Source organism: Rhizobium sp. 01L419, assembly GCF_056400025.1.
This window is the reverse complement of record NZ_JBFTSM010000032.1, coordinates 22025-41766: the sequence shown is the minus strand read 5'-3', so window position 1 is coordinate 41766 and position 19742 is coordinate 22025. Positions and strand designations below refer to the sequence as shown.

General features: G+C 58.1%; 17 protein-coding genes and 1 pseudogene. 7 read left to right on the top strand and 11 right to left on the bottom strand.

The window, feature by feature from the left end; translation table 11 throughout:
• Window positions 1-189: 189 nt before the first annotated feature.
• From AC1DUP_RS35150 to AC1DUP_RS35115, 8 genes and pseudogenes are all read right to left on the bottom strand, one after another.
• Window positions 190-372: pseudogene (locus AC1DUP_RS35150) on the bottom strand (Tn3 family transposase); the annotation flags it as partial.
• A gap of 344 nt (window positions 373-716) precedes the next feature.
• Window positions 717-2273, bottom strand: a complete 1557-nt coding sequence (locus AC1DUP_RS35145) for a phospholipase D family protein (RefSeq protein ID WP_113310750.1) — start codon at window positions 2271-2273, stop codon at window positions 717-719.
• Window positions 2274-2518: 245 nt separating this feature from the next.
• Window positions 2519-2863, bottom strand: coding sequence for a hypothetical protein (locus AC1DUP_RS35140; protein ID WP_477837092.1), 345 nt, complete (start codon window positions 2861-2863; stop codon window positions 2519-2521).
• Window positions 2864-2986: 123 nt separating this feature from the next.
• On the bottom strand, window positions 2987-7855 hold the full coding sequence (locus tag AC1DUP_RS35135; RefSeq protein ID WP_477837090.1) for a response regulator: 4869 nt from the start codon (window positions 7853-7855) through the stop codon (window positions 2987-2989).
• A gap of 395 nt (window positions 7856-8250) precedes the next feature.
• Window positions 8251-8748, bottom strand: coding sequence for a lipocalin family protein (locus AC1DUP_RS35130; protein ID WP_477837094.1), 498 nt, complete (start codon window positions 8746-8748; stop codon window positions 8251-8253).
• A 79-nt stretch (window positions 8749-8827) separates the two neighbouring features.
• Complete coding sequence (locus AC1DUP_RS35125) at window positions 8828-9352, bottom strand: hypothetical protein (RefSeq protein ID WP_113506615.1); 525 nt, start codon at window positions 9350-9352, stop codon at window positions 8828-8830.
• Window positions 9349-10377 (bottom strand): SAM-dependent methyltransferase, encoded by a 1029-nt coding sequence (locus tag AC1DUP_RS35120; protein ID WP_113310748.1) that lies wholly within the window; start codon window positions 10375-10377, stop codon window positions 9349-9351. The genes AC1DUP_RS35125 and AC1DUP_RS35120 overlap by 4 nt, the downstream gene beginning before the upstream one ends.
• Window positions 10374-11186 carry a DUF1295 domain-containing protein gene (locus AC1DUP_RS35115; protein WP_113310747.1) on the bottom strand — a complete coding sequence of 271 codons (813 nt, stop codon included), beginning with the start codon at window positions 11184-11186 and terminating at the stop codon, window positions 10374-10376. The genes AC1DUP_RS35120 and AC1DUP_RS35115 overlap by 4 nt, the downstream gene beginning before the upstream one ends.
• Before the next feature lie 164 nt (window positions 11187-11350).
• On the opposite strand from AC1DUP_RS35115, the gene AC1DUP_RS35110 reads away from it, so the two are divergent.
• The 7 genes from AC1DUP_RS35110 (at window position 11351) to AC1DUP_RS35080 (ending at window position 16460) form a co-directional block, all read left to right on the top strand.
• Entirely contained in the window at window positions 11351-12739 is a 1389-nt protein-coding gene (locus AC1DUP_RS35110) for an NAD(P)/FAD-dependent oxidoreductase (RefSeq protein ID WP_113310746.1), read from the top strand.
• A gap of 87 nt (window positions 12740-12826) precedes the next feature.
• Entirely contained in the window at window positions 12827-14083 is a 1257-nt protein-coding gene (locus tag AC1DUP_RS35105; protein ID WP_113310745.1) for an SAM-dependent methyltransferase, read from the top strand.
• A complete protein-coding gene (locus AC1DUP_RS35100) occupies window positions 14028-14456 on the top strand; it encodes a DUF2147 domain-containing protein (RefSeq protein WP_477837085.1) in 429 nt (142 codons plus the stop codon). Before AC1DUP_RS35105 ends, AC1DUP_RS35100 begins: the two co-directional genes overlap by 56 nt.
• 29 nt (window positions 14457-14485) lie before the next feature.
• A complete protein-coding gene (locus tag AC1DUP_RS35095; protein ID WP_113506613.1) occupies window positions 14486-14905 on the top strand; it encodes a DUF2177 family protein in 420 nt (139 codons plus the stop codon).
• A 210-nt stretch (window positions 14906-15115) separates the two neighbouring features.
• Window positions 15116-15691: a sigma-70 family RNA polymerase sigma factor gene (locus AC1DUP_RS35090; protein WP_113506612.1), complete on the top strand. Its 576-nt coding sequence runs from the start codon at window positions 15116-15118 to the stop codon at window positions 15689-15691.
• Complete coding sequence (locus AC1DUP_RS35085; RefSeq protein WP_113310742.1) at window positions 15688-16341, top strand: ChrR family anti-sigma-E factor; 654 nt, start codon at window positions 15688-15690, stop codon at window positions 16339-16341. The genes AC1DUP_RS35090 and AC1DUP_RS35085 overlap by 4 nt, the downstream gene beginning before the upstream one ends.
• Window positions 16338-16460, top strand: a complete 123-nt coding sequence (locus tag AC1DUP_RS35080) for an autotransporter outer membrane beta-barrel domain-containing protein (RefSeq protein ID WP_113310741.1) — start codon at window positions 16338-16340, stop codon at window positions 16458-16460. Before AC1DUP_RS35085 ends, AC1DUP_RS35080 begins: the two co-directional genes overlap by 4 nt.
• A 437-nt stretch (window positions 16461-16897) precedes the next feature.
• Here AC1DUP_RS35080 and AC1DUP_RS35075 read toward each other — a convergent pair whose 3' ends face one another.
• The 3 genes from AC1DUP_RS35075 to ku all read right to left on the bottom strand — a co-directional run bounded on the left by AC1DUP_RS35075 (window position 16898) and on the right by ku (window position 19734).
• Window positions 16898-18202 (bottom strand): phenylacetate--CoA ligase family protein, encoded by a 1305-nt coding sequence (locus AC1DUP_RS35075; RefSeq protein WP_113310740.1) that lies wholly within the window; start codon window positions 18200-18202, stop codon window positions 16898-16900.
• A gap of 208 nt (window positions 18203-18410) precedes the next feature.
• Entirely contained in the window at window positions 18411-18686 is a 276-nt protein-coding gene (locus tag AC1DUP_RS35070; protein WP_113300976.1) for a DUF982 domain-containing protein, read from the bottom strand.
• 229 nt (window positions 18687-18915) lie between these two features.
• The gene (ku, locus tag AC1DUP_RS35065) at window positions 18916-19734 is read right to left on the bottom strand and encodes a non-homologous end joining protein Ku (protein WP_113310739.1); all 819 of its coding nucleotides are present in this window, start codon (window positions 19732-19734) and stop codon (window positions 18916-18918) included.
• Window positions 19735-19742: the final 8 nt, after the last annotated feature.

The window sequence follows — 19742 nt, the reverse complement described above, 5'->3', positions numbered from 1 at the left end:
GAACAAGATTTGGACCGGATCCGCAGATCACCATACCGGCCAGCGGCCTCTGAAAGTGCCGCAAAGAAAGGCCTGACAGAAGACCGCACTCGATCACACCTCAAGAAGGTCAGAAACTACTTGCGCAACGGACGGCAACCACAGAAGAGCAGTGCGAAATCGTACGCTAAGGGCGAACGGAATGAGAACTTATGCGACCCGCTGCAGCCCAGCTGGAAGGCGGAGCGACCGGAACCGGTTCGGCATCTGATGTTCCGAATCCCAGGTGTAGATGCCGGTAAGGTTGACGTGTTCCCAACTGAGCGGCGAGATGTGCTTCAACAGAGTGTCAGGAATGTCTCGTCCTACTCGTTTCAGCTGTGTTTCTGCGCGCAACATCGTCAAGGCTGTCGACATTCAACTGCCAAAAGGCTTCTGCCTCGAGGGTGTCGCGACCGCATATCCGTGTCGACGAGATATTCTGTTAAGGACTACCTGGCGGCGACCGCCGAGGCGGACGTATTCGTCGACAAGTGCTTTTGCTTTATTGTCCATATGATCCCTTCGCTAGGCCGATCGAACTATCTTCACGGTCTAATGTTCCGGCAACCGGCGCCGGGTTGACCCCGACCGGCCGCCTTCAGTCATCGCAGGGGGGAGTTGTGGATTCCAACCCCTTCAAGAGCATTGGACAGAGCGTCGCTTGGACGCGTTTCCTTGCTAAGATAAATATGCGTCTAAAGCTGGGATTCGAGTGGAAGCCACCCAATCAACCAAGCTGTCGCGCGTCGGGTAAACCCGGCGTCGGGCTCTCCTCGCAGTATAGTCTGGTTCCCGTCGATGACCATCAGCCAGCGTACGGATCCCTTGTCGAGAGTCACTGGATAGCTCAGGTCTGTCTCGGTCTCTTCCGCAAAGATCGCGACCATTTGCGCGACGAGATGTGGGGACTCGAACAGCACGCCCATCTCAGTGTTTAAGGAAATGGACCTCGGATCGAGATTGAGAGAACCGATAAAGCCATACTTGCCATCCCTGGCAAAGGCCTTCGTGTGGAGGCTGGCCTTCTTTGAACCTCGCAAGGAGAAAGAGCCCATGTCGGCGATCGATTTCAGCTCGTAGAGTGCAACGCCGCCTTTTAGCAATGCCGGTCGATAGCGCGAATATCCCGCGTGAACTGCAGCGACGTCAGTGGCTGCAAGCGAGTTGGTCAGGACGGAAACCTTCACCCCTCTGCCGCTGAGCTTCGTCAGCGCCTCGACGCCGCGTTTGCCGGGTATGAAGTACGGCGAGGTGATGTGGATGAACTCGGCTGTGCCGGTGATCACCGGTAGCAGCGTTCCCATCAACATGTTCTGCCCACTGCGCATCTTCCCACCGGCCTTTTCGGGGGGATCGGCCAAGACGTCGATTTTGTCGACCCAAATGTATCCGTCTTCGGCGACAGCGTCCTTGAAAGATGTCTGATTGCGAACTCGATCCAGATATGGTTGGGCTCGCTGCTCGAAATCGAGGCGGTCCATATTGCGTCGAAGCTTCTTCAGCTTGTTGGGCCGGCGCGAAAGCAGCGAGCGAACAGGCACGGCAACCGAACTGTTCCAGTAGTCGTCGAACAGACGCTCCGTCTTCGCAACGGCTTGACCGACCATCACCAGATCGAAGTCCCTGAAGTTCGCGTCCTCGCCGGCATCGAAATACGGATCGCCGATATTGCGTCCCCCGACCATCGCGATCCGGCCATCGGCAATCCAGGCCTTGTTGTGCATGCGACGGTTGACGCTTCGAAACCGGAAAGCCATCTCAAGGCCGCGGCGCAGAATATTCTCCCGTGCCTTCGTGGGATTGAAGAGCCGCAGTTCGATATTGGGATGGCAGTCGATCGCATAGAAGATTTTGTCGGACATGGAGACGCCGAGATCGTCGAGAAGGATCCTCACGCGTACGCCACGGTCAGCGGCAGCGACGACTTCCCGCATGATCAGCATTCCGGTCAGGTCCGCATTCCACATATAGTACATGAGGTCGAGGCTGCGCCCGGCGGAACGGGCCGCTAGAAGCCGGGCTGCGAACGCTTCCAGGTTGGATGTGATCAGGACGAGGCCGCTTGCCGCTTCCCGCTGGTGGCAAAGCCTGGCGCCGTATCGGTCAAGCTCGGTGTCGGCAGCGGCAACCTTGAGGACGTGCGAATCGATTTTCTGGATCCGCTTCAGAAACCCCGCATAGCTTGAAGTTGCGAGAGCCCATAGGGCTGCCAGCGCCACAATCGCGATGATGGAGATGCCGAACCAAATCACACGATACTCCTGAGCCGCCGCGACCTGGAAGCAATATACTGACCCGATCCGCCCGGCCAAATTAGCGTCTCGCGACTAGCGAGCAAGATGCCGCCATAAGAGATGCGAGGGAGGGGACAAAGACTAAGGTCGCGACCGCGACAGGCAGATGAAATGGCGCCGCGACCGCCGGGTCAAGTTTGAACAGCCGTTCTGCCGAAACCGCCTGCAATCATGGTCCGACGCAACCTTCAGGCCACCCGGTACTACTTCGCCAGTTTCCTTTCGAGCCAGGTGATGGCCTTCAAGGTCGGCCGCTGCAGCCACTTGCTGTCCTGAGCAAGGATGATCAATCCCAACGGCACCATCCAGAAACCAAGGATAGGGAGAAACCCGACGAACCCGAAGAGAACAAACAAGATGCCGGCTCCCAGGCGGAGCCAGCCCAGTTCGGGCTTTCTCAGCCACCTGATAAAACGACCCAGAGGCCGTGGTATCTTGTCAGCGTATTTCTCGACAATCGCGTCGAGCTTTTGGGCATCAGTCTTGTCGGTTGCGTCGTGTACCGCCTCAGGGTCGCGATTACCGAGCGACGTCTCCCCATCCGCCATGTGTCCCACTTTCCTATTTGGCGCTGCATATGGCGCTCGAGCTTTAGAGTGGAAGGTGCTGGACGCAAAACCAAGCAGAAAGGCGATCAACGCCTCTAAGATTTGCTGATGCGCCCCCGTCGATTATCTCACTCGGAACTGCTCAAGAGCTTTCGCGAGGCCAGTTTCCTCATAGGGTTTCCCGAGAAGCACGGCGTCGGCGATCAACTCGTGGCCCTCGACCTCGGGAATGCCGCTTGCTCCTGAGGAGAACACCACTCCTAAACCCGGTTGCTTGCGCCGACACGCGACAGCAAGATCGGCGCCGGACATACCAGGTAGTCCATGGTCGGTCAGGAGCACATCCACGCTTTCGCGTTCGAACAGCGAAAGTGCCTCCTCCGCAGTGTTTGCCTCGAAGACGATATGTCCCATGGTCTCCAACATATCGGTCGTACTCATCAGGATGAGTGGCTCATCCTCGACCAACAGGATGCGCAAAGACCCGTATCGTTCCGTCGTAACAGTATGCGCTGAAACGGTCGGCTGCGGCGCAGCAGGTGTTGGCTGCGCCGGCTGACGGTTGCCGAGCACATACCGCACCTTTCGCGCCAGAGCCTCGCGGGTATAAGGCTTGCTCAGCAGTTCGATCCCCTCGTCCAGACGCCCACCGTGGACGATAGCGTTGTCGGTATATCCGGAGGTAAACAGGACTGCGATTTGCGGCAAGCGCTCCCTGGCTTTTCGGGCGAGTTCCGGACTGCGTAAAGGCCCCGGCATAACGACGTCGGTAAACAACAGATCAATCGGGACGCCGCTGTCGATGACCGCAAGCCCCGTCTGGGCGTCGGTGGCGCGCAACACCTTGTAGCCGAGGTCGGTGAGAAGTTCGATGACAGTCGCACGAACCTCTTCGTCGTCCTCGACCACGAGAACGGTTTCGCTCCCACCAACGATCGGCCCGGTGTCTATATCGACGGCAAGATCTTCCTGCTGGCGCGACCGGGGCAGGTAGATGCGGATGGTCGTGCCTTCGCCCGGTTCGCTGTAGATTTTGATGTGACCCTCAGACTGCTTCACCAGTCCCCAGACCATGCTGAGGCCAAGGCCCGTGCCTTTTCCCGGCGGTTTGGTCGTGAAGAACGGTTCGAACGCCTGCTCGATGACCTCCGGCGTCATGCCAGAACCTGTGTCCGTCACAGCCAGCATCACATATTGACCGGCGGCCACATCCGCGTGTCTGGCGGCATAGGCGTCATCGAGCGAGGCGTTGCCTGCCTCTATCGTCAGCTTGCCATGTCCCTCCATCGCATCGCGGGCGTTGATCGCAAGGTTGAGGAGCGCGTTTTCGACCTGGCTTGGATCGACAAGCGTATTCCACAATCCGCCGGAAACGACAGTCTCGATCTCGATGCCCTCTCCGATTGCGCGCCGGAGCATGTCATCGAAACCACGGACTAATCGACCGAGATTGACGACTTTCGGCTCCAGTGCCTGACGTCTTCCGAAGGCCAGAAGCTGTGACGCAAGCTTCGACCCGCGCGTCACGCCTGCCAGAGCATTTTGCAGCCGCTGCTGAGCCTTGTCATGACCGGCCATATCCTTGGACAACAGCTGGAGATTCCCGCCGATGACCTGGAGGAGGTTGTTGAAGTCATGGGCGACGCCACCGGTCAGTTTTCCGACAGCCTCGAGCTTTTGCGACTGGCGTAGTTGCTCTTCGGCCAGCCGCAATGTCTCGGCCTGTTCCTTGGCGGCGGTCACGTCCCTGGCAACCGCATAGATGAGGTCACCTTCGGAAACGGCCGTCCAGGACAGCCACCTGTACGAGCCGTCGACCGCGCGAAAGCGATTCTCGAACTGCGGCGTGACGCTGCCACTCGCGAGATAACGGACCTCGTCCCTGGTGTTTTCCCGGTCATCGGGATGTTCGAGCCACTCGGAGGTTTTGCCAAGGATGTCGCTGGCGGACCACCCAAGTGTCGCCGTCCATGCCGGGTTGACGCTAAGCCAGATGCCCGAACGATCGGCGACGCCGAGAAGGTCGCGGCTGAGGTTCCAGGTCCGGTCGCGCTCCTGCGTGCGCTCCGCCACGGCGGCTTCGAGGTTTTCGTTCAAATCGGAAAGACGCGCCTCGCTCTTCCTCAGAGCTTCTTCGGTCTTGACCCGCTCGGCGATTTCTTTTTGAGCCGCGCGATAAAGGCGGGCGTTGTCGATGGCGATCGCCGCCTGGGCCGCGATCCCGGACAATAGACTTTCGGCACGCTCGGTGAAGATGCCAGGCTCGGAGTGACCGAAGAACAGGCCGCCGAGGACTTTACCCGATCGCGACTTCACCGGTGCTGCCAGATAACTGCAAACTGGCAGGTGTCCTTGCGGCATGCCATGACGCGGCGCGTTCTTGCCGTATCGCGGATCCTTGGTGATGTCGTCCGATCGAACGATGCCCTCTCCGGCAAAGGTCGGGCCAAAAACCGCCGTGTTTCGTGGCATGGGGAACGACGAAAATGCCTCTCTCGGTACGCCCGAGATTGTATAAAGCATGTAGCTTTCGCCCTTGTCGTCGAACACATTGTAGAAAAATGCGCCGAATTGGGCGCCGGTCAATTCCGTCGCCGCATCGGTAACGGCCTGAACCGCCCGGTCGAGATCAAGCTCGGCGGCAATCACACTGCCGACGCGATTGAGCGTTTCCAGTGAGCGTGCCTCTTCCCGCAGGCGCTCACCCATCTCGCGTCTGACCCGCATCATCCCAAGCGTTGCCGCAACGCGGGCGCTGAGTTCGCGTGCCGAAAACGGTTTGACCAGATAGTCGTCGGCGCCAGCGCTCAGACCTTCGACGCTTGCTTCCTCGCCGGCACGGGCCGACAGAACGATAATCGGAATGTCTGCGAGCTCCGGCTCGCCGCGGATCGCTCCGATCAAACCAAAGCCGTCGAGCCGTGGCATCATCACGTCGGTCAAGAGGAGGTCGGGCCGCCGTTCACGAATGGCCTCCAGAGCAGCATGACCATCATTGACAGTTTCGACCTCGTACTCCGCGCTGAGCAGTCGGCGGACGTAATCACGCATATCGGCATTGTCATCGGCGAGCAGGATGCGCTGGCGAACGCCTGAATGAGAGCCGGTTGTCAACGGAATTACCGCTGCCTCGACATCGATGTCGGACTGATCAGGCAGCCATCGCAGCGCCTCATCAACGAAAGCGCCAGCCTGAACCGCCGTGGACGCAAAGGCGCGGCTGGCCTGTATCTGATCTTGCGGCAGGTGATGCGATCCAGGTGGGATCGTCACGGTGAATGCCGTGCCGCGGCCTTCCTCGCTGGCGACCGCAATGGTCCCTCCGTGAAGCTTGACCAGTTCCTGCACCAGCGCCAGACCAATGCCACTGCCTTCGAAGCTTCGGCCCTTGGCGCCCTCGACCCTATGAAATCTCTCAAAGAGCTGCGGAAGCTCGCTCGCCGGGATACCCGTGCCGCTATCCTCGACGACCAGAACCGCTCCGCCGTCCTTGCAGTTCAGGCTGACACGGATTTCGCCCTCGAATGTAAACTTGAAGGCGTTGGAGAGAAGGTTGAGGACGATCTTCTCCCACATGTCTCGATCGACGAACACACGCTCTGGCGACGGCGCGCAATCGAGGACGAGATTCAAGCCGGCCCTCTCGGTCAGCGACCGGAAATTGCTGGCGAGCTCGGCAGTCAACGTGCCGAGGTCGGTGGGCTCGAAGCTTGCCTGCGTACGACCGGCCTCGATCCGAGAGAAATCCAGGAGCGAATTGACCAGCTTCAATAGCCGCATACCGTTACGATGCACCACCTCGAGGCGGTTCTGCGTATCTGGATCTCGCTCATGTGCATCCGCAAGGGTTTCTTCAAGCGGGCCAAGCATCAAGGTAAGCGGCGTGCGGAACTCATGACTGACATTGGAGAAGAAGGTGGTTTTGGCCCGGTCCAGTTCCGCCAGGGCCTCGGAGCGGCGCCGCTCTTCCTCGTAGGCCTGCGCGTTGGCGACCGATCCGGCGATTTGTCCCGCCACCAGTTGCAGGAAACTGCGATACGCGTCGTCGAATAGTCGGTACGGGTTCAGGCCAATGATCAGCGCACCCGCTCGTCCGGTCTCGCCTGTGGGCATGACCGGAACGATCGCAGCATCCTGCGGTGGCACGCGCCATTCTCCGGTTGGCAGATTGGCGCCGGCTTTGCTCGCGAGGTCCGAAACGACCACGGTCTGTTGAGTACGCAGCGCCTCTTCGATCGGCCAGTAAGAGCTTTCGGCGAGATCGACAATCGCCGGAAATTTCGAACGCTCGGCGTCGATGCCACATGTAGCGGTCAATTCAGCGACACGATTGTCGGGACCAGTCATGTAGAGGAGCGCAAACGGCAAGTCGTGTGAATCGAGGGCGAGTGCGGCCGTACCTCGCAGGCAGGCGTCTCGCCAGGTGCGGGCTTCCGATGAAGTGGTCGCCAGTTCCCGCAGGAGAGCAAGCTGCCGCTCGCCGATGACGCGTTGGGTGTCGTCGGTATTGGCGCAGATGATCCCGCCAGGTGTGCCGTCGTCGTCAGGGATCGGCGTGTAGGAAAACGTGTAATAGGTTTCCTCCGGATAGCCGTTGCGCTCCATGATCAGCAACTGCTCTTCGACGTAGGTGCCTTCGTGGCCGCGCATGGCCGTCTCCAGCATGGGCCCGATATCGTCCCAGATTTCCCGCCAGACCTCTGCGGTCGGCTTTGCGAGCGCCCATGGATGCTTGCCGCCGATGATCGACTGGTAGGAGTCGTTATAAAAGTAGAGCAACTCCTCGCCCCACCCGATCCAGATCGGCTGACGGGAGAGGAGCATGATGCGAATGGCGGTCTTGAGGCTTTGCGGCCAATCCCGCGCCGGGCCAAGCGGCGTTGTCGACCAGTCGTGAGCGCGCATCAGCGCGCCCATTTCACCGCCGCCCGACAGAAAGTCCAGTTCTGGCTGAACCGTAGGCGAGGTTATAGCGATAGAATTGTCGCTCAACTCTGACTCCTTGTAATCCATCGACTTTGTCATACCAGGCCGCACGCGTTATCTATCCGCCGCAGTCGCTTGTGGAAGACGTCTCGCTGGAATTATTACTTTTTTCTAGTTATTTATCCGGCGGGCTTGGGTCGTCGCCATTGGTGGGTTTTGAGGAGCCACCCGGATGGAAGCTGGCGAACGTGACGTGCCTGATCTTCAACAACGCCTAGGGTGTCCAAAGTCGGGTGCGCGAGCGGCGTCGGCCCACAATTGAGGTGTCTTGCCGCGATGTGTAGTGTCCCCCGATTTCGACTGAAGGCGATGGCGCGAAAGGGTGAACGGTGAAGGCCAGATGAAAGAGCGGACGCTGCCCTTGCGCGGAATTTCCTCGCCCGCTTTGTCGTCAGAAATCCTTACTGCGCCGGAAACTCTAGCTGGCGCACATCGTAACCTAGCTCGCTTGCCTTCCTCACCATGCGTTCAAGCTTGCTCTTCGACGGTACTGTCCGCGCGTAAATCCAAAGGTCGGTCATCGACGGATTGGCGCTGATGAACCACGATCTATCCGGTGATTTGTAAAAAACCCAGTAATTGAATGTGATAAACCAGGGATAGCGGACGCGCATCTTCGCGTTCGTCGTTCCAAAATCGGTGATGGTGCCGGCGCCCTTGACGGTTTTCAGGCGGCCCTTTGGCGTATCCACCCTGCAACCATCCTCGACGAGAATCTCATTCCGCGATGGGCCGGGCCTATATGTCGAGTAGCCCGCGACGCACCCGTCGGTCAGATACATCGGTCTCCTACCGATCTCGAGCCAGGTGCCGCGGTAGTGATCAGGTCCGACCTTTACGACATTGGGTTCGGCATGTGCCAGGCTCGTTGCCGACACAATGACGGCGAGAGCCAGCATTAACGGCCTTATCTTACGAAGATGATTTTTCATTGAGACCTCCCTGGATTGTTAAAGCTGCCTGTGTTTCCGATTTTGCTTATTGCCGACTAATTCCCGCGTATCGAAGCGCGACAAAGGTCGTCAGGCTGGCGACCGCGAACGCGTTGAGATTGAAGAGTGTAGCCAAGTCGCTTTCGCTCCAAACATGCAGCGGCGCACCTGAATATGATCGCGAAGCGACAAAAACGACGAACACGAAGGCAGCCATTCCCCGCTGCCACCATGCTTCCTTGGAACGGAACGACATAGCAGCCAACATGATGCAGGCCGCAAAAAACAATTCTGTCCCGGAGTTTTGTCCGAACAGCTTCGTCTCGAACAATGTATCGAGTGTTCCAATCAGAGGTAACGCAATTCTTGCAGCGAGCGGCGAACGCTTCGCGAGAAAAGGCACGGTCAGGAGAAATGGGGCTGCTACTAAGGTCCAGAGTGACGCCGACACGCCATTGCCAACCAGATACCAGACATAGAGGGGATAGAAGGGCTTGTTTGCGATGATCACCCAGGCAACAGTAACGGTCGCCTGAGTTAGGGGGTCCAGCCGTTGGTCAGCAGCGTTCATCGGATCGGCGCCATCAAATAGTGGCCGACACCCCATACGTCGCCGGCGTCATGACCGAACAGCCCCGCCGTCGAGAGAAAAAACAGCCTCCAACGACGCTGCCAGAGAGAGGCGTCCGCACCGTATACCCCGGTGAAAATCGGGCGGATTCGGTCGACGCGTCGATCGAAATTGGCAAGCCAGTCCAGCGCTGTGCGGCGATAATGCATGCCGGACCAACGCCATACCGTTTCGACCTGGAAAAGATTGCCAAACCTGTGAGGCAGATCGTGAGCCGGCATGATCCCGCCCGTGAAGAAATGTTGTGCGATCCAGTCGGCAGGATCGGCGCGGTCGAATCGATAGGATCTGTTCTTGTGGGTAAAGACGTGGAGGAAGAGCTTGCCATCCGGCTTTGTCCAGCCGTGGATACGATGGAGCAGGGCGCGCCAGTTCGACATGTGCTCGAACATCTCCACCGAAACCACGCGGTCGAAGCTCTGAGTAGTCTCAAACTGGTTCATGTCCGCGGTGATGACGTCGAGATTGCTTAAGCCATGCGCGTTTGCGACACCGAGAATATATGAGCGCTGCGACGCGGAATTCGATACCGAGAGTATACGTGCGCTTGGGAATTTCCGTGCAAGAAAGTGTGAAAGCGAACCCCAGCCGGAACCAAGCTCAAGAATTCTCATGCCATCTTCGATTTCGGCATGTTTGACCGTCTCGGCAAGCGCCAACATCTCCGCCTCAGCAAGAGAGGTCGTGGCATCGGGATATAGACAACAGGAATATTTCCGCTGCGGACCAAGAACTTGCGCGAAGAATTCTGCCGGCACCTCGTAATGCTGACGGTTAGCTTCGACAGTATGAATGGCGACAGGAAACTGATCCATAGCGGCCACGAAAGCCTGTTCCGCGTCGTCGGTCGTCGACATCAATCGTCGTTTCATTCGGCTGCACAAAAGATCGATGGCGGCAAGCGATATCCCGTCTGGCATGGGCGCACGTTCGGCCGTGTTGATGGCGAAGGCCAGCATGTTCATAGAGCGTCTCCATTGGGATTGGACGAGGATTTACGGCGTGGGCCAGGGAAGAAAGCGTTGACGCGCTGTTGCAGTGCAACGAACTTGGCGCCGCGAGAGCGCAGCATGTAGTCTTCCAGTGGCGGAATACCGGAGACGTGGACGAGTAGCCAATACATCATGATGGGGGCCAGCAGCGAAAGCCAGCTCCATATCGGCCCGGCAAGCGCAAACAGCGGAAAGCAGCACCAGAACAGCCATTCGAAGAAATAGTTCGGATGGCGGGAGTAACGCCACATACCCACCTCGCAAACTCCTGTTCTTGCGCCGGATGACCTCCGAAATCGTGCCAATTGGGCATCCGACGCTGCCTCGCCGCCCAAGGCAACAAAGCCGACCGCAACTGCAAGGAAATCCAGAGGGCGGAGGAGGTATTCGTCGTTGGCCGCCGCCAGATATACGGCCAATACCAGGACGAAGGCGGCGAGCGCCTGCACCTGCAAGAATACAAACAGCCGCCATGGCGCGCTATCGCCCCACTCTTCGCTGAATTTCGCGTAACGGGGATCTTCTTTCGCGCCCTTTGTGCGCAGACCGATGTGGCTGGCGAGCCTCAGCGACCAGAGTGCCACGAGCATCAGCACTATGGAGCGACGACCGAAGCTACCATCTGCCAAAATTGCCGCGGCGATGCCGCCGGCTCCAACAGTCAAGGACCAGATCGTGTCTATCCAGCCGCTGAGGCCAGTCGCGCGCTGTATGGCCCAGGCGCCAGCCATCGCCACAGAGAGCCCGATCGCGATAATGACCAGAAGATAGATGTCCATCATACTCCCGAGAAAGATTTGTTTTGCAAACGTCTCTACGCCGGTTCCGGCAACTCGGTTTGGGGAATGCGACCAGAAAAGCGAAAAAAATTGCGCGATAGAGAACCGCAGCGAATTCCCTCCGTAGAAATCGTTAATTCATGCCTGAAAATAACGAGAGGGTGTTTATGGAATTTGGAGCTCGCGGCGCCGGCTCGCGCCGCCTTAAGGTTGGAATTATTGGCACCGGTATCTCAGGTCTTTCCGCCGCTTGGCTTCTGGCAAAACATCATGACGTGACTGTGTTCGAGGCTGCGGATCGGATTGGCGGTCACAGCAACACAGTGACGTTTACGGCAGCGAGCGGCGAGGTTGCGGTCGATACCGGCTTCATCGTCTACAATGAAGTGACCTATCCCAATCTCACTGCATTGTTTGGTAAACTCGGCGTCCCGACGGCTGCATCCAACATGTCTTTCGCCGTATCCCTCAACGAAGGAGAATTCGAATACTCCGGTGGGACAGGACTTGGCCTATTCGCCCAGTGGTCGAACGTCGCAAGCCCCCGCTTCTGGTCGATGACACGCGATCTCCTGCGTTTCTATCGCAATGCGCCGCGCGATCTCGCGGTGATGGGCGGCATTTCTCTCGGCGACTATCTTTCTCGAAACGATTACGGTCGTGCGTTTTGCGAGGACCACCTTTATCCGATGGCCGCGGCGATCTGGTCGACGCCTGCCATGGAGGTGGGCGCCTATCCTGCAGCCAGTTTCGTCAAATTCTGCTGCAATCATGGACTTCTCGCTCTCTGGAATCGACCAACGTGGCGCACGGTCGAGGGCGGCAGCCGGGAGTACGTGGCGCGAATGATCGCCGGTTTCGCTGACCGGATACGGCTTTCGACGCCTGTGCGAGAGCTCCGCCGTCTGAGCGATCACGTCGAGGTCCGCGACGCCTTCGACAAACGATATCTGTTCGATGACGTAGTGGTTGCGACGCATGCGGACCAGGCGCTTCGGATGTTGGCCGAGCCCAGCGAAGAGGAGCGCAGGATACTTGGAAGCTTCCGCTACTCGCGGAACGAAGCGGTTCTGCATGGTGATACCGGCTTTATGCCGAGACGCCGTGCCGCTTGGTCAAGCTGGAACTACGTAGCTGACAACAGGGGTTCCTATCAGCAGGGTCAGACGCAGCCTTCGATCACCTACTGGATGAACAAGCTGCAGCCGCTCGATTCTGCACCCCCCACCTTCGTCACGCTCAATCCGAGCCGTCCGCCACGTGCCGAGACAATCATCGCCACAGAGACTTACGAGCATCCGGTTTTCGATCTCGCGACAGGCAGAGCTCAGCGCGAAATCTGGTCGCTTCAGGGCTCACGCAAGACATGGTTTTGCGGAGCGCACTTCGGCTCCGGCTTCCATGAGGACGGCATTCAGGCGGGGCTCGCGGTCGCCGAAGATCTCGGCGGCGTGCGACGCCCATGGGAAGTCAGCCATGAAAGCGGGCGCATCGTCCGCGTCCCATTGGCGCGATCTTTTGACCTGATGGCTGCTGATCGGGAGGTGCTTGCATGAGGATCACAAGCAGGAGGTCATGGCCCTGTCATCCAGGCTGGTCTGTCGCTTGCCGTTCGAACTCCAAAGGTCGCGAGGCAGGATCCCATGGCGCAATTTGACGAAGCTGCCAGCCCACCGATCGCAGGTCCGGCTGAGCGGCCGAGAGTTGGCATTGGTGGATTTGTGTTTAGACGGCTGATCAAGGACCTTCAGCACGGCCAGTTGACGGTCGTCCTGCCGAATGAGGAAGCCGTCAAAAAGACAGGAACTGAGGACGGACCCGATGCGACGATTGTCATCCGCCGATGGGGTGCGCTTCGCAGGCTTGTGGTGTCGGGCGATCTCGGAGCCGCAGAAGGATATATTCACGGAGATTGGACCACACCGAATCTGACGGCGCTCATACGCCTGGCCGCCGCAAATGCCAACTTATTGGCGCGAGCTCTCTCTGGGACCCGGATAACAAGACTGGTTGGCCGCCTTCGCCACATCCTCAACGCCAACACCAGGCGCGGCAGCCGCCGCAATATTGAGGCGCATTACGATCTGGGCAACGAGTTCTACAAGCAATGGCTTGATGGCTCGATGCTTTATTCCTCGGCCCTTTTCGAGGACGTCACGCAGACAATTGAAGCGGCGCAGCAAAATCGGCTCAGGCACATCCGCGAAAAGCTGGACGTTTTGGATGGCCACCGTGTTCTAGAGGTCGGTTGTGGATGGGGCGTTCTGGCGCTCGACTTAGCAACCCATTCCGATGCTCACGTGGTCGGCCTGACCCTCTCGCCTTCGCAACTGGAGTGGGCGCAAGGCATCGTAGCGGCGGCAGGGAAAACAAGTCAGGTTGAATTGCGGCTTCAAGACTACCGTGATGTTGACGGCCAGTTTGACCGCATTGTTTCCATAGAAATGTTCGAAGCGGTCGGTGAAGCCTATTGGCCGCATTACTTTGCGATGATCAAGCGGTGCATGACATCAGGCGGGCGAACATTGCTGCAGGTCATTTCGATCGAAGAGAGCCGATTCGATGCCTATCGCGGCAGCACCGATTTCATCCAGAGATACATCTTTCCGGGCGGATTTCTGCCGTCGGACGAGGCGCTGCGAAGCGCAGTCACAGGCGCCGGGCTTAAACTGACCGAAGTCGAGCACTTCGGCAAATCCTACGCCCGCACCCTCCGGGAATGGCGCACACGGTTCGACGCGAATTGGCCGGCTATCGCCAGTCTCGGCTTCGACGAAACGTTCAAAAGGATGTGGCACTACTATCTTTGTTACTGCGAGGCAGGGTTTGAGGAGGAGAGCATCAATGTCGGACTTTACACGATCGAGCATGCATACGACGGCGATCTTCGGCAGTCATAGATTGAAATCCTTTGCCTGGGCAATTCCCCTGATTGTCATCGGCGCAGCGTTCCCAGCCGAAGCCTCCGATATAAACGGCAATTGGGCTCGCGGAGACGGGAACGCGCGCGTGCGGATTGCGCCTTGCGGCACTGATATCTGCGCGGTCAATACGTGGATAAAGCCGGGGACGCCGAAGGAAAAGGAAGGCGACAAACTGGTGATGTCTATCAAAGAAGACGCTGACGGGAGCTACTCCGGCACGGCTTTCGATCCGCAACGCGACTTAAGCTACAAGCTGACGGTCAAGGTCGAAGGCGACAGGATGACCACGAAAGGCTGCGTCATCGCCGGTCTGATTTGCAAGGGCGTGGACTGGACGCGCATCAACTAAAGCCCGAAAATCCATCTAGGAAGCTCCTTATGAAAACTTACCTAACCGCCTATACCGCAACACTGATCGCTTTTGTCGCAATCGATTTTGTCTGGCTGAGCACCATGGCCGACCGTCTCTATCGACCGACCCTGGGCGACATGCTGGTTCCGCAGTTCCGACTGGCGCCGGCAGTGGCATTCTATGTAATCTATGCCGCCGGGCTGACGTTCCTCGCTGTCAGGACTGGGTTGATGTCAGGGTCCATGGCGACCGCCGCAATTTACGGTGCTGCCGTCGGATTTATGGCTTATGCCACCTACGACCTGACCAACCAGTCCACCCTGAAAAACTGGTCTACTGTCTTGACGGCTGCCGACCTGATTTGGGGAACCGTCTTGTCGGCGGTCGCATCGAGCGCCGGATTTTGGATCACGCAGCGAATCTTTGGTGCTGCCGCACGCCTTTGACGCTCGCATCCGACATTGATGAAAGTTGCTATCGAGTCGTTAGAAGAGACCTGGAGGCAAATTTTGGAGTTGATTTTTGATCCAGCAGAATGCTGATGCGTAGATTACCCCATGAATATGCAACTGCCGCGCCGAACCGCATTACGTCGAGCCGCCTGCGCCGAGGCAACAGGGTGGCCGACGCCGGGCGAGGCTCGAAAGGTCGGTAAATTGGAGGAAGAAGGCGATAGTTTAGATGCCGAACGGATCAAAGTGTTGATGTCCGCAGTCGCAGATTCGGGCGATGTCGGCGCGTTCGAGGTTCTCTATCGACACTTTTATCCCCGCGTGCGCTCTTACATGGTCAAGATGACAGGAGGGAACCGAATCCTGGCAGAAGAGCTGGCGCAAGAGACTATGATGCGCGTCTGGCACAAGGCTGCACTTTTTGATCCATCCAAGGCGCAGGCTTCAACTTGGATATTTACAATCGCCAGAAATCAGATGATCGACTCGGTTCGCAGAGGTTTAAAACCTGACTTCGATCCCAACGATCCAGCTTTTGTGCCAGATGAGTTCGAGTCCGCCGACTTGATAATCGAGCGGCAGCAGAGTGCCGCCGTGTTGGGCCGGGCAATGACGACTTTGAAGGGGAGATATGCGGAAGTGTTGCGCATGTCGTTCTTCGACGGTCTTACCCATTCGACGATCGCGGAAAAACTAAACCTCCCAATTGGTACGGTGAAATCAAGGATTCGACTTGCATGCGAGAAACTTCGCACTGCGCTTCAGGAAGACGCCAAATGATCGTACATCATCTGGATGACGACATGCTCCAGCAATACGCGGCCGGGACCCTGGCTGAGGGCTGGAGTGTTGCTGTGGCTACTCATCTTGCACTATGCCCGGCATGCCGATCCGAGCTTTCGGTACTGGAAAGCGTCGGCGGATACTTCATCGAGAGCGAAGCCGCGGATGAAACCGATGTGTCGCAAAGCTGGGAGAGCATAAAAGCAAAGATCAATGCAGGTCAAATTGACAAGGTCGTGCCGATCAAAAAGCCGTCGTCTTCGGATTTGACTTACCCGGAGCCGCTGAAGACTTACATCGAAGCTGCGGGAGGTCTCAAATGGCGGCAACTCGGGCGGGGCGCAGCACAGATGATGATCCCGACTGGCGACGAAACGACGACGGTGAGACTGCTCAAGATTCCTGCTGGCCAACCGGTCCCGGAGCATTCTCACCGCGGCATGGAATTGACCCTGGTACTTGACGGCAGCTTCAGTGACGAGATTTCGACATTCGCGCGGGGCGATGTCGAGATGGCAGACGACAGCTTGATGCATCAGCCGAAAGCTGACAAAGGCAAAGACTGCATATGCCTTGCGGTAACTGAAGCGCCGCTTCGCTTCAAGAGCAGGTTTCTGCGGTTGATACAGCCACTGCTTGGGATATGACGCTACTCCGCAGGATACCTCAAGATGGCTTCGGCTTTGCTGTTTCTCTCGAAAGCGGCTGCCCCTTCGACTTGGGTAACGGTTGGCTAGTTGAACCCCAGGCGCAAGTGGTGTGGTAGTCAATCAACTTCGATGACTTCAACGATGGCGCGGCCAAATTCGCTACGACAATTTGAACTCAGTTGCCGGACGTGTAGGAGCCCGCGTGGCCCGCACGTGGGAAGCCCAAGAGGCGACGGCCAGCGAGCCCGCGCGGCCGGCCACGGTCTGGGTTCGTCCCCTTTTCCCACGACCTCGACGAGACAGGTAACCCGCAGCACGTCGGCATATGGCAACGTCAACTTCAGCACCACGTTCGACGGCGACAACTACGCGTGGAACGGCAAGGTGGGCCTGAGGGTGAATTGGTAGGTTGTCAATCAGCACAAGCCAGAGGCGACCACCGGAAACCCGGAAACGAGCAAGAGCCGTCTCAAACGCTTGCATCATCGGTCTCGCACCGGAAAGCGGCATCGAATTGCATCTGTGGCGAAAACAGTCCGTCGCGGGACTTTAGTCAGGTTCCCGGAGGTAAGTGTTCCCGAGGTTCGCTGTCTCGGATCACTAGCTTTTCCTTCGCTCCCGAACCCGAGCGACCGATATCATCAACCATGCGAACGGCAACGCGCTCGGGTTTCGCCCCAACCGTCTCCAGAGCCGAGCGCACTGCGATCCCGACCTCGGACGCAACGGATTCGCGGTCGAATTCCGCGAACACCGAGATCGTAATCTCGAGACCGTCGGAAAGCTGCCGGAACTGGTACTGGCGCACGCCCTTCGCACCAGTCAGCGGCGACCGGAGCCGGTGCGCATGGACTTCGATCGTTTCGCCTCGACGCCCCACGAATTGGAGGACCTCTTCCCGACGCCCGTCGATGGAGGCAATGCGCCAAAAGGGCAGGCCGCAGCTACACGGTTCCGTGGCCAGCGTCACGATATCCGAGATTTCATATCGGACCAGTGGAAGTGCACGATTGGTGAGGGTCGTGACAAGTAGCTTCGCCCCAGCGACACCGTTCGGGAGCCGGCGATTGCCTCCATCCACCACTTCGAACACGAAAGCATCTTCCGCCAGATGGAGCCCGGATGCGAGGAGACATTCGTGGCCCATCGCCCCCGCTTCGGTACAGGTGTAGCTATTCGCGACGGTAGCTCCCCACGCTGCTGTGGCAATCTCCCTGATATCTGTTGTCAGCGTCTCCGCGCTGGTTCGCACAAGCCTTGGCCTGATCCGGAGGCGACCGGCAGCCGCTTCTTTCGCCAACTCACGAACAAAGGAAGGGTAGGTGGAAATGACCTCAGGTTGGTGTTTGTTGAGGGTCTCCACGATATCTTCGATCGGCATCAGGACGTTCAGCTTGGGCGCAGCTGGCCGGAACGCGCGCAGCTCGGCCCCGATGCGGTGGGAAATATGGACGGGCGACGATGCGAAGATCGCTATGCTTCCGGTCGTCTCGTCGATCCCGACTATCTTCTGGAATCGCAGCGTGTTGCCGATGGCGTCGAGCCAGGCGGGACCGTCGAAGACCGCCAGGCCTTTCTCTCCGGTCGTGCCTCCCGTGGCTGCCACCCGATATTCCCCGAGCAAGGGAGAACCGGGATCGTCTCCACCCAAATGATCCTCAACCAGTTTCCGGCTCAGACGCGCGTCCGTGACGATCAGATCGAAGTTCTGCATCAGCAGACGCTTGGTGAGAACGGGAAACTCTTCGAGCGGAGCATTGCGGGAAACGAGGTCGCCGATAGAATCTCTATAATATTGCGACGACGTCGCGGCATGCCGCAATGTTGCTTTCAGACGCTGACTCTGGAACGCAAGCAATCTGTCTCTCGGCCAAGTACTGCGCTCCACGATCGTTGCCGAATGCCCTCGGAGAACGTCTGCGTCCAATGTTGAAGGCTGTATCGGCGGCATCGTAAAACCACAGCTCTCGTTTCAGGGGCTTAGACCGTTTTCGGTTCGAAAGTCATCTTAGCATGGGAACCGATGTCACTTGAGGGCGTAGACCGAGGCCAGAAGCCCCGCCTGCTCAGGCGGCATTTCCGGCAACCACCGAGAAGGTGGCAATGCGCGCTTCCAAGGCGGCCTTCAGGAATGCCTGCCGGAAAGCTTCGATCGTGATTGCGCCCGTTATCGCATCTGCGCAAGCCTTGACGGCAATCACATATTCCTCGCCGTCATCATCGGGCCAATCCTCCAAAAGCACGGCGGCCGCATCACGCAGCGTGCTCACCACGCGGCGCGCACCGCTCTCGCGCAATATCAAACTTACCGGTGCAAAAGCCGAGCTTGAACTCCAGTACATTGAACCCCCCCGAGACAACCCCGATACCTCTACGCATATTCACTTTAATCGGTTTAAATTTTGATCGGAAATTTACACGCGCTGATTACGAAAGAGGGCGCTCGACGAGATTGCCTCGGAGCGCCCAGGAAAGCATCGGATGTTCTGTTGCATGCGGCCGATGCCTGCTGGATAAAGTGCCGAGATTCGTCGCGAGATTCAACTGGCAACTGCCTCCACCAACGCATTGTCAGCCAGCCTTCTTTCGACCCTTGAGATCGGCTTCGACGCTCTTCTTCAATGCATCCATGATGTTGATGACATTGGAAGGCGCATCGGATTCGGCCTTCTTGCCCTTCGCCTTTTTGACAGGCTTCAACGCTTTCTTCTTCGAGGCAATAAGCTTGAGCAGGCTTTCCTGTATGGGGTCTGTCACCAGTTCGGATGACCATTTCTCCAGCCGTGGCTTGATCATCTTCTTGATGGCCTCGACGGTTTTCGGGTTGGCCTTCTTTTCGATGTCCTGGAAGTACTCACCCTCGGGACGGACCTCATCGCCGAACCGAAGGGTCCAGACGACGATGCCCTTGCCGCGGGGTTCAAGCACGACTGCTCTTTCGCGCCTCCCGATAACCACTCGAGAGATGCCGAGGACGTCGTCGGCTTTCATGGCCTCTCGGATGACAGCGAACGCCTCGTTTCCGATCTTGTCGTTCGGCATGAGATAGTGTGGGGTCTCAAGGTATACCCACTCTATGCTTTCACGGGGCACGAACTTCTCGATATCGATGGTCCGCACAGTCTCCAGTTCGACAGACTCAAGGTCGTCATCTGTGAGCAGCACGTAGTCGTTCTCGCCACGTTCGTAGCCTTTGGCCTCGTTCTCGTCCTTCACGGGCTTGCCCGTGACCGAGTCCACGTACTGCGAGACAACACGGTTTCCGGTTGCCTTGTTTAGGGTGTGGAAGCGAACCTTTTCGCTTTCCGAGGTCGCGGGACTCATGGCGACGGGGCAGGTGACAAGCGACAGTTTGAGATAGCCTCTCCAGTAGGGGCGCCGCAGGGCCATGGGTGATC